Annotated in this window: 16 protein-coding genes; 8 read left to right on the top strand and 8 right to left on the bottom strand. The window is 56.0% G+C overall.

Translation table 11 applies throughout. The features are described from left to right. The first annotated feature begins 82 nt into the window (after positions 1-82). Positions 83-289, top strand: coding sequence for a cold-shock protein (locus CHN51_RS13590; protein WP_067200226.1), 207 nt, complete (start codon positions 83-85; stop codon positions 287-289). A 76-nt stretch (positions 290-365) separates the two neighbouring features. Here CHN51_RS13590 and CHN51_RS13595 read toward each other — a convergent pair whose 3' ends face one another. Beyond that, positions 366-1,514, bottom strand: coding sequence for a cupin domain-containing protein (locus tag CHN51_RS13595; protein ID WP_100095645.1), 1,149 nt, complete (start codon positions 1,512-1,514; stop codon positions 366-368). A gap of 131 nt (positions 1,515-1,645) precedes the next feature. Here CHN51_RS13595 and CHN51_RS13600 point away from each other — a divergent pair, with 131 nt between their 5' ends. Both CHN51_RS13600 and CHN51_RS13605 read left to right on the top strand, forming a co-directional pair. Next, the gene (locus CHN51_RS13600) at positions 1,646-2,191 is read left to right on the top strand and encodes a pseudouridine synthase (protein ID WP_100094502.1); all 546 of its coding nucleotides are present in this window, start codon (positions 1,646-1,648) and stop codon (positions 2,189-2,191) included. Positions 2,192-2,249: 58 nt separating this feature from the next. Beyond that, positions 2,250-3,215 (top strand): alpha/beta hydrolase, encoded by a 966-nt coding sequence (locus tag CHN51_RS13605; protein ID WP_100094503.1) that lies wholly within the window; start codon positions 2,250-2,252, stop codon positions 3,213-3,215. 24 nt (positions 3,216-3,239) lie between these two features. On the opposite strand, the gene ung is transcribed toward CHN51_RS13605, so the two are convergent. Next, entirely contained in the window at positions 3,240-3,944 is a 705-nt protein-coding gene (gene ung / locus CHN51_RS13610; protein WP_100094504.1) for a uracil-DNA glycosylase, read from the bottom strand. A 133-nt stretch (positions 3,945-4,077) separates the two neighbouring features. Between ung and CHN51_RS13615 the strand changes: the two genes are divergently transcribed. From CHN51_RS13615 to CHN51_RS13630, 4 genes are read left to right on the top strand one after another with little or no spacing between them, the layout of a single operon-like run. Next, complete coding sequence (locus tag CHN51_RS13615) at positions 4,078-5,211, top strand: beta-ketoacyl-ACP synthase III (RefSeq protein ID WP_100094505.1); 1,134 nt, start codon at positions 4,078-4,080, stop codon at positions 5,209-5,211. A 15-nt stretch (positions 5,212-5,226) separates the two neighbouring features. Continuing rightward, positions 5,227-5,631 carry a GFA family protein gene (locus tag CHN51_RS13620; protein ID WP_100094506.1) on the top strand — a complete coding sequence of 135 codons (405 nt, stop codon included), beginning with the start codon at positions 5,227-5,229 and terminating at the stop codon, positions 5,629-5,631. Continuing rightward, positions 5,628-6,191, top strand: coding sequence for an aspartate-semialdehyde dehydrogenase (locus CHN51_RS13625; RefSeq protein WP_123906327.1), 564 nt, complete (start codon positions 5,628-5,630; stop codon positions 6,189-6,191). Before CHN51_RS13620 ends, CHN51_RS13625 begins: the two co-directional genes overlap by 4 nt. 29 nt (positions 6,192-6,220) lie before the next feature. Then, positions 6,221-7,126, top strand: a complete 906-nt coding sequence (locus CHN51_RS13630) for an alpha/beta hydrolase (RefSeq protein ID WP_100094508.1) — start codon at positions 6,221-6,223, stop codon at positions 7,124-7,126. A gap of 2 nt (positions 7,127-7,128) precedes the next feature. Here CHN51_RS13630 and CHN51_RS13635 read toward each other — a convergent pair whose 3' ends face one another. From CHN51_RS13635 to CHN51_RS13655, 5 genes are all read right to left on the bottom strand, one after another. Beyond that, on the bottom strand, positions 7,129-7,905 hold the full coding sequence (locus CHN51_RS13635; protein ID WP_100094509.1) for an enoyl-CoA hydratase: 777 nt from the start codon (positions 7,903-7,905) through the stop codon (positions 7,129-7,131). Continuing rightward, positions 7,905-8,729, bottom strand: a complete 825-nt coding sequence (locus CHN51_RS13640) for an SDR family NAD(P)-dependent oxidoreductase (RefSeq protein WP_100094510.1) — start codon at positions 8,727-8,729, stop codon at positions 7,905-7,907. Before CHN51_RS13640 ends, CHN51_RS13635 begins: the two co-directional genes overlap by 1 nt. Then, a complete protein-coding gene (locus CHN51_RS13645; RefSeq protein WP_100094511.1) occupies positions 8,726-9,118 on the bottom strand; it encodes a hypothetical protein in 393 nt (130 codons plus the stop codon). The genes CHN51_RS13640 and CHN51_RS13645 overlap by 4 nt, the downstream gene beginning before the upstream one ends. 14 nt (positions 9,119-9,132) lie before the next feature. Next, a complete protein-coding gene (locus tag CHN51_RS13650; RefSeq protein WP_100094512.1) occupies positions 9,133-9,450 on the bottom strand; it encodes a DUF3297 family protein in 318 nt (105 codons plus the stop codon). 94 nt (positions 9,451-9,544) lie between these two features. Beyond that, entirely contained in the window at positions 9,545-10,003 is a 459-nt protein-coding gene (locus tag CHN51_RS13655; RefSeq protein ID WP_100094513.1) for a DUF805 domain-containing protein, read from the bottom strand. Positions 10,004-10,301: 298 nt separating this feature from the next. Between CHN51_RS13655 and CHN51_RS13660 the strand changes: the two genes are divergently transcribed. After that, positions 10,302-11,804, top strand: coding sequence for a PQQ-dependent sugar dehydrogenase (locus CHN51_RS13660; protein WP_100094514.1), 1,503 nt, complete (start codon positions 10,302-10,304; stop codon positions 11,802-11,804). 11 nt (positions 11,805-11,815) lie between these two features. On the opposite strand, the gene typA is transcribed toward CHN51_RS13660, so the two are convergent. Continuing rightward, on the bottom strand, positions 11,816-13,636 hold the full coding sequence (typA, locus tag CHN51_RS13665; RefSeq protein ID WP_100094515.1) for a translational GTPase TypA: 1,821 nt from the start codon (positions 13,634-13,636) through the stop codon (positions 11,816-11,818). Positions 13,637-13,656 lie beyond the last annotated feature (20 nt).

Raw genomic sequence — 13,656 nt, forward strand, 5'->3', positions numbered from 1 at the left:
CATTTCTCGAAGTTGGCCAATCCCGTCCGGTTCTGCATTTTGCATAATCGGGCATAATTAAGTTATGAATAGGAATAAGACTATGCCTACAGGCACCGTAAAATTTTTCAACACCGACAAGGGCTATGGTTTCATCGCTCCTGAAGATGGTGGCGATGACAGCTTCGTGCACATCACAGCAGTTCAGGCTGCCGGAATGCAGTCGCTCGAAAAAGAACAGCGTTTGACATATGATGTCGAAACCGGAAATAACGGCAAGAAAGCCGCTGTAAACTTGCAGCAGGCTTAAGCCTTACACCGAATACGAAAGAGGGCGGGAGTGCATGGCACTGCCGCCCTTTTTTTGTCTTGAATCTGGTCGGAACCTATCCCCAGTCGAAGGACAGGCTGCCGCGATTGTACAGTTCGGCGAGTAGCTCGACCACAGCGTCCGACTTTCGCCATTCGGGATTGATAACAAATTGCTCCTGAGCGCACAGCATCTCGGCCAGCAACGCTGTTTCACCGGCGCAGGGAAAGCATTCCCCATCGATAAATAGCAGCAGCTTGCCTTCGTCCTCACGAACGAATGAAAAGCGGCTGGCGGGATTACGGAACAGCGGATGATCCTCCGTCAGCAAACCGCGCAGATGGTCGGTCTCGATCGCTTCCTCGGGGCGCCAGTCGGTTTCCGGATATCTCGGCGTGCTGCTATATTCCCCGAACCAGCGCGCAAAGGCCGCGCGATCCGCCAGTTTCTCTGTGATCATGGCATGCAGCCGGTCGATCGCGGCGGCGGGGATCTCCCCGGGATTGTCCTGGACCGATAGATCGGGATCGCCATAGCGGTCATCATCGGTCATTTGCGGCAACAAGTCGTCGCACCAGCTGCCGATCAGTTCCTTGCGCGACGGCGAGCGAAAACCGATACTGTATGTCATGCAATCCCCACCTTTTGCGATGCCATTATGAGCGATGCCCGGCGGTACATAGAGCATGTCACCCGGGTTCAGAGTCCATTCCTCCTCGACGTCAAAACCGGCGAGCAGCAGCAGGTCTTCATGCGAACGCAGGGCTGTCCGGTCATCGCACATGCCGCCAATCTGCCACCGGCGCTGGCCGAGACCCTGGACGAGAAACACATCATAATGATCGAAATGCGGCCCAACTCCGCCCCCGTCGCTGGCAAAGCTGACCATGACATCGTCGATCCGCCAGTTGGGAATGAAGCGAAAAGGTGGGATCAGCGCGGCAACTTCGGTAACATGATGATCAACCGCTTGCACCAAAAGGGTCCAAGGCGATTTGCCGAGTTCTCCAAAGCGCGTTTCGGGCAGGGGGCCGTGCTCGGCATTCCAGTCGTCGCTCGATTGGGTAATCAGGCGCGATTCCACATGGTCCTCGCAGGCAAGGCCGGCCAATTCATCCGGAGACAGCGGGTTTTGCCACGACTGCCACGGATTTCGGATCAGCAGTGGGCGTTTCTGCCAGTAATCGCGCAGGAAAGCGGCGGTATCGAAATTGTTCAATTGCATCGGCATGCGCTACACAATTTCGAGCCGGACCGGTAGTGATACCGGCAATCAACATCGGGCAGGCGCCATTACTTTGTTGGCGCCGCTGTTGTAACGTTGCCCATTCCGCTCGTCGCTGCCAAAGGGGAGGCATGGCAAAGCTGATCCTCTTCAACAAACCCTTTGGCGTTTTACCGCAATTCACCGATCGCGGCAGCGAGACCAAACGTCCGACGTTGTCGCATTTCATCGACGTTCCCGGCGTCTATCCAGCTGGCAGGCTCGACCGGGATAGCGAGGGACTGATGATGCTGACAGATGATGGCAAATTGCAGGCGCGGATATCGGACCCGAAATATAAGATGCCGAAAACCTATCTTGTCCAGGTTGAGGGAGAGGCCATGGAAGAGAGCCTCGATCAGTTGCGGACCGGTGTCGAACTGAAGGACGGTCTGACCAGGCCTGCGGAAGTCGAACGGATTGCAGACCCGGACCTCTGGCCCCGCGATCCCCCGATCCGGGTGCGGAAAAGCGTTCCCGATTGCTGGCTCAAACTCACCATAAGCGAAGGCCGGAACCGGCAGGTGCGCCGGATGACGGCTGCTGTCGGCCACCCCACGCTGCGGCTGGTGCGCTGGAGTATCGGAGAATGGACGCTAGAGGGATTGCAGCCTGGCGAGTGGCGGTCCGGCGAATAGGCCATTTGCGCTTGCCTGCTTTTTCGATAGAATAGCCTATCGGGAGAGGGACAAAATAATGAAAAAAATGATCCGGATCATTCTGCTGTTGCTGGTCGTGCTGGGTGCGGCCTTCTTCATTTTCCGGACGCCGGACACCGACCGCACCGAGATGATCGCCAAATATGGCAACGAAGCCTCGCGTTTTGTTGAAGATGGCCAGGGCGCAAAAATCCACTATCGCGATGAAGGCAACAAGGATGGTCCCGCGCTGCTGCTGATCCACGGGTCTAACAGCCTGCTCCAGACATGGGAGCCGATGGTGGCTCTGCTGGGAGACAAATATCGCCTCATTTCGCTGGATCTATACGGCCATGGCCTGACCGGCCCTCATCCGGCCGGTGCCTATGATGCGGACACCAATATCGCGGCGGCGGTGCGGGTGCTTGATACTGTCGGTGTCGACCATGCCTATTGGATAGGCAACAGCATGGGTGGCTGGCTGACCTGGCGTGCCGGTCTGTCGGTGCCGGAGCGTATCTCGGGGCTGGTTCTGATTGATGCCTCAGGCGCGCAGGTCGCGGAAAAGATCAAACCCTATCTCGGTGCGAGACTGGCCCGGTCATCCATCGGGCAAATCTTGCTGCCGGAAATTACGCCGCGCTTTCTGGTCAAATCGTCACTGGAGGAAAATTTTGCCCAGCCAGAGCGACTGACGGAAGAACAGGTAGACCGCTATTGGGAATTGCTTCGCTTTCCCGGCAATCGCAAAGCGGCAGTGGACCGGGGCAAGACCCCGCGCCAGCCTGAAAAATGGGACGAGGTCGGTACTCTGGAAATGCCTGTGTTGTTGCTCTGGGGAGAACAGGACCGGGTCATTCCCGTGTCTCATGCCCGTGCATTTGAAGCCGCTATCCCGGACAGCAAGCTGATTATCTATGCCGATGCCGGCCATCTGCCTATGGAAGAAACGCCGGAGCAGGTGGCAAAGGATATTGATGTCTGGATACAGGGCCTGGCCGGAGCGGCGGCTGGACCGGAATAACATCAAGACCGTGTCGGAATTGGGCTAAAGGCCGACGTCGGGCAGGCTCCAGTCGATCGGCGCCATTCCGTTTTGTTCCAGAAACGCATTGGTCTTGCTGAAATGCTTGCAACCGAAGAACCCGTTATAAGCGGACAGCGGCGAGGGGTGGGGCGCTTTCAACACCAGATGGTGGCCGCCCTGTTCAACGCTCTGTACGAAGGAGGCCTTTTTCTGGGCATAGCTTCCCCATAGCAGAAACACGACCGGTTCCGGCTTTGCCGCGATCAGGCGGATGATGGCATCTGTAAATTTCTCCCAACCCTTGCCGCGATGGGACGCGGCATTGGCCATTTCAACCGTCAGGACGCTGTTGAGCAGCAGGACGCCCTGCTTGGCCCAATGTTCGAGAAAACCATGGGCTGGACGGGGCAGGCCGAGATCGCTTTCCAGTTCCTTGTAGATATTGACCAGCGATGGCGGCGGGCGAACACCCGGTTGTACGCTGAAGCACAAGCCGTGCGCCTGTCCCGGACCATGGTAGGGATCCTGGCCCAATATCACGACCCGGACCTTGTCGAGCGGGGTGAGGTCAAGGGCGCGAAAATATTCCTCGCCTTTCGGGTAAATCTGTTTGCCGGCCGCTTTTTCCTGCAGCAAAAATTCCCGTAAACCGGCCATATATTCACTGGTGAATTCTTTGGCGAGCGGCTCTTTCCAGCTATCGTTCAATTGGACACGGTCATTCATATCCGGTTGATAGCAAGCCCGAATTGATAGGCAAGGCATGATCGACCCGGCTTGCCAGTTTCGCTTGGGGAGATTACCGTCACCTTTCAGACGCCACCAGAAGGCGCGAGCGCAAAAGGAACAAGTTCTTCCCATGACCGACAGCAATATTCCCGTCATTTCCGCAACCGGCCTTTTCACGCCGGAGAACAGCATAAGCAACGAGGAACTGGTGGCCAGTTTCAATGCCTATGTTGATCTGACAAACCGTCAAAATGCCGACGCTATCGCAGCAGGGGATGCTGAAGAACTGCAGCACAGCTCGGTTGAATTCATCGAGAAGGCATCGGGGATCAAGTCGCGTTTTGTGCTGTCCAAGGACCCTATTCTTGATCCCGAAGTCATGTGCCCCCGCTTGCCGGAGAGACCCGACAGCGAAATATCCATCTTGGCCGAAATAGGTGTCAAAGCCGCGCTGCAGGCGCTGCAACGGGCAGGGCGCAAACCGGAGGATGTCGATGCGGTGCTATGCGCATGTTCGAACCTTCAGCGCGCCTACCCGGCCATTGCTGTCGAAATTCAGGATGCTCTCGGCATGGAAGACGGTTTCGGTTTCGATATGAATGTCGCCTGTTCCTCCGCGACCTTCGGCATCCAGACCGCAGCAGACTATATCCGCTCGGGCAGCGCCAGATCGGTGCTGGTTATCAATCCGGAGATTTGCTCCGGCCATCTCAACTGGCGCGACCGCGACAGCCATTTTATCTTCGGTGACGTGGCGACGGCGATCCTTGTCGAGGCCAAGGATATTGCGCCGGCCCAGCATTGGGAAATCGTCGGAACAAAGCTCAAGACGCAGTTTTCGAACAATATCCGCAACAACTTTGGTTTCCTTAACCGTACCCATCCGGAAACCCGCGACAACAAGGATAAGCTGTTCGTTCAGGAGGGGCGAAAGGTTTTCAAGGAAGTGGTGCCCATGGTAGCCAACATGATCAACGAACAGACCGATCGGCTCGGCATCGAGGCCGGAGCATTGCGCCGTCTCTGGCTGCATCAGGCAAATGCCGGGATGAACCGGCTGATTGCCCAGCGGGTGCTGGGGCATGAAGCGAGCGATGACGAAAGCCCGACCGTCCTCGACACATATGCGAATACGTCCTCGGCCGGTTCGATCATCGCCTTTCACAAGCATAGCGCCGATCTGGTTGAAGGAGACATCGGCCTGATCTGTTCTTTCGGGGCGGGTTATTCGGCCGGAACGGTTTTCGTACGCAAGGTTGCGTGATCAGGGAGAATTGAGATGACAATGACAGGCCAGTGCCTATGCGGCGCGGTGAGCTACACGATCGAGGGCGATCTGCAGATGTGCGGCGTCTGTCATTGTAAGAACTGCCAGCGACAGGCAGGCAGTTCCTATTCGGTTCTCTTTGCGGTCGCGGACGAGCAGATCGTGATCGAGGGTGTTCTCACGACCTATGATGATCATGCCGACAGCGGAAATGTGGTCCATCGCCATTTCTGCGGCATCTGCGGGTCACCGGTAAAAACCTCGCTGCCGACCCAGCCTGGGGTAACCTTCATCAAGGCAGGAACGCTGGATGATACCAGCGTGCTGCATCCGCAAATCCATTTCTGGACCGGTAGCAAACAGCCCTGGGTCGAGATTGATTCCGATGTCCCGCAGATAGAGGGAAATCCGGGGTGACTATGCGCAGGGCAATGATGGTAACGACCCTCGTCCTGGTGATGCTGTCCGGATGTGCTGCACCGGTCGAAAAACCCCAACCGGATGAAACCGAAGAAGCGGCACCGGTTGTTGCAATAGTCCTACAGCCAGACGGGATTGCCTCGGGAGAAGGGGAGCGTTTCTCTTACGGTACCGACAAAAGCACTGTTATCGCGAAGCTGGAAGAATATGGTCCGGTCCATCAGAACAGCAATGAAGAGTGCGGCGCCGGGCCGATGGAATTCGCTTCCTCCGCCGCAACCGGTCTGACGACCAATTTTCAGGATGAGAAGCTCGTCGGCTGGTATTTTGACGGTGATGCAAAGTCGGCAATGACAGATCGGAATATCAGCGTGGGATCTACCCGAGCCGAACTGGAAGCGGCTATGCCAATCGAGATGCAACCGGACAGCACGCTCGGTATCGAATTTTTCTCCGGCTCTGGCGAAGATGGATTTATCGGCGGTTTTCTTTCGGACAACGGCGCGACTCCGACCGTCGATAGTCTCTATTCAGGCACCAACTGCTTTTTCCGCTGACCGGTGGTGCAGCATTTTCGGAGGACGATATGATCAGTTTACGGGCGCGCCTGCTATTTGCCATTGTCCGGCTTTCGCGGTTGAAGAATTATTTGCTGAAACCCGGCCGGGCCGAAAAATATATCGCCCGGGATCATGCCCGGGGGCCCGCGTCGCCGGTGCGCTGGCTGCGCAAACATTGTGATATCGAAAAGAGCGAGATTGACGGCCAGCCGCTCTATCGGCTCCGCCCGAAAGAGAACGGGACGTTTCTGCACATCTTCTATCTTCATGGCGGCGGCTATGCCTTCAACATTGTCTCGCTACACTGGCATTTTATCAAGAAACTGATCCGCAAAACCGGCGCGAGCGTCACCGTGCCCATCTATCCCTTGTCCCCCGAAAATAAATGGGACCGCAGCTATGCAATGGTGATGGAGGCATTCCGGCAAGCTGTTTCGCGCCATGGTGCAGAGAATATCGTGGTGATGGGTGATAGCGCGGGCGGCGGATTCTCTCTTGGCCTGTCCCAGATGCTGCGGGACGAGGGCAAGGCGTTGCCGGCCAAGCTGGTGCTGCTCAGCCCCTATCTGGATCAAACTGCTGCCGACGCGACACAGGCGGAGCTGGAAAAGACCGACGTGCTGATCTCGGTCGAGGGAATTCGCCGCCTCGGGTCCTGGTGGATGCGCGAAGGCGAGGACCCTGCCATGTTCCCGGCCAGCCCGTTATTTGCGCCGCTGGATCGATTGCCACCGATGCTGGTGTTTGCCGGAACAGACGAGGTGTTGCTGGCGGACTCCCTTCGTCTGAAACAGAAGGGCGACGAGTGCGGGGCCAATATCGAGCTGAAACTCTACGACCGGATGCAGCATGTCTGGATGCTGCTTCCCATTCCCGAGGCCAAAAAGGCATTGAACGAAATTACCGGATTTCTGCTCGCTTCGAAAAGCTGAAGTCAGGCTTTCAGGGCCCGGCCCCGTTCAATCACCGCCAGCCGGCGTTGCTCGACATCTTCCGCCGTCACATTGCCGTTCCAGGCGTCGGTGGTCTGTTTCTCCAGCGCCAGCGCGTCTCTGAAATTTCGGTCATAGCCGTCGAAGATCAGCTTCTTGTACGCTTTGAGAAATTGTGGATCGATACTGGCCATATCCGCTGCCAGGGCGCGCGCTTTGGGCATCAGCTCATCCGGTGCGTAGACATGGTTGACCAGACCCCAGTCGCACGCCGTCTGGGCATCGAGAAACTGGCCTGTAAAGCTCAGTTCGCAGGCTCGGGAGAGGCCGATGAAGCGAGACAGTTTCTGGGACAGGCCCCAGCCGGGTATGATCCCGACGCGCGCGTGGGTGTCGGCAAAACGGGCGTTGGTCGAGGCGATACGGATATCGCAGGCGAGGGCCAGTTCGAAACCGCCGGTGATCGCGACGCCATTGATTGCACAAATGACGGGAACGTTTAGCGACTGCAGCGCCCGGCACGGGTTGCGCGCTGGATTCTGGTCGGTGGCCGCACCGAGGCCCTGTTCGCCCAGTTCCTTGAGATCAAGACCGGCGGTGAAGGCCCGCTCGCCCGCACCGGTCACGATAACAGCCCGAATATCTTCATCCCGGGAAATATTCTGGCAAGCGTCAAACAATTCTGTGCGCAATGCATGGGACAGGGCGTTCATCGCCTCCGGGCGGTTGAGCGTGATGGTTGCAATTCCGTCGGCCTTTTCCAGCAATATCAGGGCCATCAGTCGCTCTCTCCCGCTTCATATTTTTCCGCTATCTGTGCGCCCAGCGCTGCCGTCATGGCAAAACATTGCTCCGGATCGCTCTGCCGCAACAGTGCAATTTGCTGTTCCATTCCTTCGGCGATCAGCAGTTCCGGAACCTTGTTGGCGACGGCGTCGAGTATCTGGCGGGCACATTCATCAGGCTCCATACCATTGTCGATCGCAGCATCGGATTTCCCGCGGCGTTCTCCCTCTTTGGTGAGCGCGTTGCGCGAGACGTTGGTGCGGATTGATCCCGGCAGGATGTTGGTCACATGGATATTGTGGAGTTTCTCGGTCTCGGCGCGCAGGGCATCCATATAGCCGATCAGCCCGTGTTTGGCGGCGCAATAGGCGGTACGGAGTGGGACACCGACACGACCCGCCACGGAGCTGATCCCGACAATATGTCCGCCACCGGCTTCTATCATGTGCGGCAGCAGCAGCTGGGTCAGCCAGATCGGGGCGAGCAAATCGACATTGATGATTTTGTGATGAACATCGGGATGGGTGTCGAGCGCCAGACTGCGCTGGCTGATGCCCGCATTGTTGACCAGAATGTCGACCTTGCCCTTCCAGGCGCGCGCTTCCTCGACCTTTGCGGGCAGGGCGTCATAGTCGGTGGTTTCGAAGGGCAAGATCAAAGTCTCGGCCTTGATGCCGGCAGCGACTTGATCGAGCGCTTCGGTGCGGCGGCCCGACAAGATGATATGCGCGCCCTCATTGGCAAAGGCCTTGGCCAGCGCCTCGCCAATCCCGGAGGATGCTCCGGTGATCCAGACAATTTTACCCTCGAATGTCATAAGTCCGCTCCTGTTTCTGCCGCTTTGCATTTTTTCCAGCCGACATAGCAGAGCGCCAGCATGATCACATTGCCCACCGCGTCAAGCAGCCCGATGCTGGTGAACACCGGATCGTGGAAGGTGAAATAATAGTTGAACCCGAAAAAGGGCAGCAGCGCGATGCCGTAGACCAGGAAGGTCAGCGACGAGAAGCGCGAAAAGGCGGCGAAGAGACCTGACAGCAGGGCCTGCGCGCCGAAACAGGCGACGGCAAACGGCAAGATGCGTCCGCCTTCGCGATATTCGGGCAGAAAGGTTGTATCGATCACATGCTGGGGGAAGAAGGCCGCCCAACCGCCGAGAATGAAAAACACCAGCGCGATGAAAAACTGAATGCGCTTCGGTGTCATGCTCACTCTGCCGGTTAAGCGCTTTTGCCAGTCTTTGGCGCATCATCGCCGAGGTCTTCGAACCAGGCTTCGACTTCGCCGTTCAGCTTGATCAGCAGCGGATTGCCCTTGCGATCCATTGTTTTGCCCGCCTGGACCTTGACCCAGCCTTCGGAAACGCAATATTCCTCAATATTATGTTTGCGGTCGCCGCGAAAATTGATCCCGATGCCGCGGGATAGCAATTCGCCACCATAATGCGGGCTGCGCGGATTGATGGCGAGGCGGTCGGGCGGCGTGTCCGGTCCAGCTGCTGCGTTATCGGCCTGATCGGGTTTTTGTTCGTCGGTCATGATAAATACTCGTTCTCTGAAGTTGAGTGCGCTTTGCCATAACCTTCGCGAAAATCAAACAGCTGTTGTCCAATGAGATATCCGAAGGCAGGCTTCAGCTGAAGATGTCTCCGACATTCTCGGTCATCTTGGGATCGCGGCCATATTTATTGTCACCCTTTTTGCCGCCGAAGCACATGAAAATCAAAATCGCGAGGCCGGGCAGGGTAAAAATGACGGTCCCGATGTACAGAAGGATGCCAACGAATCCCGGGACGCCTTGATCGTGGAAACGCCGTGTTACGAGCGCTGCGTTCGGGATCAGCATCGCCAGCCAGAATAAGCCCCATATTGCCATGAATATCATGACTATTATGACATTAATTGGAGGAACTTGTCGAGATTCAGGATCTAGGGTGATTCCGGTTGCTGCCGCGAACATCGTTTGTCCAAGCAGAAAAAAGATGGCAAAAAACGCAATATGGATCAGGAACTGGAACAGAAAAAACATCCAGAATTCCCTGCGCCGGGAGCGGCCGCTAAAATCTGCATAGCGCCTGAGTGGAAGCAGCATCCATTTCACGTTTTTTTCTCTTTCTCCAGATTCGCAATGGCGACGATAGGTTTATGTTCCGCATAATCAAGCAAACCGGCTGCAAAGCCGCGAGGTCTTGATCGCTGGCTGTTTGCCATGGGTACACTTACGGCTGACCGACCGTTTTAAGACCTTTATGTTCGTGGGTAAATTTGCTGGGTTTCTGGCTCGCTCATATTACAATATATTGAGATGTAAATTATTTAAATCCAACGAGCCTTGCCAATAAAAATTCGTGAAGTTATCATTCAATTGAATTTTAAGGAGTTGTGCCAGGATGCGTGGTTATTTATTGTTATCTTCGACCTTTTTACTTGTCGGTTGTGGTGGAGGAAGCAGTTCTACAAGTCCGGTGCAGTTACCTTCTACTATGAACGCTCCCCCGCAAATATCGGCGATCGGCTCAGCAGTGATCACTGAAAATCAGACAGCCGTGCTGACCGTGCAAGCGAGCGATAGCGACGGCGATCAGTTGAATTTTTCTCTTTCCGGAACCGATGCGGACGAATTTATCATCAACTCTTCCGGAGCGTTGTCCTTCCGTTCAGCACCGAATTTCGAATTGCCGACCGATTCCGACGGCAATAATATCTACAATATTACCGTTACTGTTAGCGATGCCACCGCCAATGTATCTGCAAATATTGGCGTCACGGTGCAGAATGATAAGGAAAATATCGCCGTAAGACGAATCGCAACGGGATTATCCGACATCACTGCTTTGGTCAGCATCCCGGGAGACGATGATATTTTTGTAACGGAAAAACGAGGCGTCATCTCGAAGCTTGATCCTGTAACCCGATCAATAACGGAAGACAGAGTCCTGGCGAACGTCAATACCGATGGCGAGGCCGGACTGTTGGGACTCGCGGTTGAAAATCAGTTCGCGACGAGCAATGCCTATTGGGCGTTCGTCGTTGCAAAGAACACCGGCACTTTTGCCACGATCGGCAGCAATATCACGATCCGCCGGATGGTTAGAACAAGTCTCGAGGGTTTGCGAGGGACGGGCACTCGACTGGTGATCGATCATCCTGGCGACATAAATTACGGGGGCGGCATCGCGTTTGACGCCAACGGATTGCTATTTCTCGCGATCGGAGACGCCGGCAACTCCGCCAATGCGCAAGATACCAATTCTCAACTGGGGAAAATATTGCGTTTGCGTATAAACCCCGATCCATTCGCTGGTGCTTCACCGACCTATTTCTTGGCACCTGCTGACAATCCGTTTGTGGCGGGCGCTGGCGACAGATTTGTCTTCGGGCTTGGCGTGCAGAACCCCAGAGGCATGGAAATTCGCAATGCCAGTGTCACCTTTGGTGACAGCGGGCAGGGTGGCTTGGAAGAAGTCAGCGCATTCCGTTTTGCCGAACCGGGCGCAAACTTCGGCTGGCCCTTTTTCGAAGGCACAACATCGTTGCAAGCCGGAAACCCGGATCTTCTGAAAAATCCGTTTGCCGAATATGCATTCGGGACTGGTGATCGGCAGGGACGATCGGTGCTTGGTGGAATCTACTATCAGGGTGCCATCGCCAATCTCAGCGAAAAATATATTTTTGCCGATCAAGACACAGGCAATATATGGGCAATTCCGCGACAGGCCATTGAGGCCAGCGAAACTGTCCAGTCTCGGAATTTTGAACTCCTGAACGCCGATTTTGAGCCAGATGTAGGCGCTATCGACGGTCTGGTTGCGATAGGCCGCAATTCAAATGGCGTGATGTTCCTGGCGGATCGGGATGGCGAGATCTTTATCGTGGAACCGATAGCACCCTGATCCGCGCAGGATTACGCGGCCGCAGCTGCCTGGCGTGATGCCTTCTTGCGATCGTTCGGGTCGAGATAGCGTTTGCGCAGACGGATATTCTTCGGCGTGACCTCCACCAGTTCGTCATCGTCGATATAGGCGATCGCCTGTTCCAGCGTCATGACCTTAGGTGTGGTCAGCCGGATGGCGTCTTCCTTGCCGGAAACGCGGAAGTTGGTCAGCGCCTTTGACTTCATCGGATTGACGTCGAGATCGCCTGGTTTGGCATTCTCGCCGATGATCATGCCTTCATAGACCGGAGTCTGTGCACCGATAAACAATATGCCGCGTTCTTCGAGCATGTTCAGCGCATAAGCTGCGGTGTTGCCGGTACCGTTGGAGACCAGAACACCAACCGGACGGCCTTCAATCACACCTTTGTAATCGTCATATTTTTCAAACAGGCGGTTCATCAGGCCGGTGCCGCGCGTGTCGGACAGGAACTCGCCATGATAGCCGATCAGTCCACGGGAAGGAGCGGAGAAGGTGAGGCGCGTCTTGCCGGCACCCGAGGGACGCTGCTCTGTCAGCTCTGCCTTGCGACGCTGCATCTTGGACACAACGGTGCTGGCATATTCGTCATCGACGTCGATGACGACGGTCTCATAAGGTTCCTGACGCTTGCCATTTTCCTCGCGGTAGAGAACCCGGGGACGGGAAATGCCAAGTTCGAAGCCTTCGCGACGCATCGTTTCGATCAGGACGCCGAGCTGCAATTCGCCACGGCCAGCGACTTCAAAGCTGTCCTTGTCGTCGCTTTCGGTAACCTTGATGGCGACGTTCGATTCGGCTTCGCGTGCCAGACGATCGCGGATCACACGGCTGGTGACCTTGTCACCTTCGCGGCCGGCAACCGGGCTGTCGTTCACCGCAAAGCGCATCGAAAGCGTCGGTGGGTCAATCGGCTGGGCAGCGATCGGTTCCTTGACCGATACATCGCAGATTGTGTTGGAAACGGTCGCCTTGGTCAGGCCGGCGAGAGAGATGATATCGCCCGCCTTGGCGCTTTCCACAGGGACCCGCTCGAGACCGTTGAAGGCCATGATCTTGGTGGCGCGGCCGGCCTCGACAATATTGCCATCCATGTCGATGGCATGGATCGGCATGTTGATGTCGATTTTTCCGCTTTCGACCTTGCCGGTGAGAATCCGGCCGACGAAATTGTCGCGGTCGAGCAGAGTGACCAGAAATTTGAATTCGGCGTCGGGATCGACGTCGGGCTCCGGAACATGTTCGATGATCTTGTCAAACAGCGGCGACAGGTCGCCTTCGCGTACCTCGGGAGTATCGCCGGCATAGCCGTTACGACCGCTGGCGAAGAGCGCCGGGAAATCGAGTTGTTCGTCATTGGCATCGAGATTGACGAAAAGGTCGAAGACTTCGTCGAGAACCTCTTCCGCACGCCCATCGGGACGGTCGATCTTGTTGACGACAACGATTGGCTTCAGACCAAGAGCGAGAGCCTTGCCGGTCACGAATTTGGTTTGTGGCATGGCGCCTTCAGCGCTGTCGACAAGCAGGATAACACCGTCGACCATCGACAGGATACGTTCTACTTCGCCGCCAAAGTCGGCGTGGCCCGGCGTATCGACGATATTGATCCGCGTGCCCTTCCACTCGACACTGGTGCATTTTGCGAGAATCGTGATGCCGCGTTCTTTTTCCAGGTCGTTCGAATCCATGGCCCGTTCCTCGACACGTTCGTTGTCGCGGAATGTTCCGGATTGGCGGAAAAGCTGGTCAACCAGAGTTGTTTTGCCGTGATCAACGTGCGCAATGATTGCGATATTGCGAAGGGACATATTAGATTCTACCGTAAGAG

Source organism: Sphingorhabdus sp. YGSMI21 (genome assembly GCF_002776575.1).
Classification (GTDB): domain Bacteria; phylum Pseudomonadota; class Alphaproteobacteria; order Sphingomonadales; family Sphingomonadaceae; genus Parasphingorhabdus.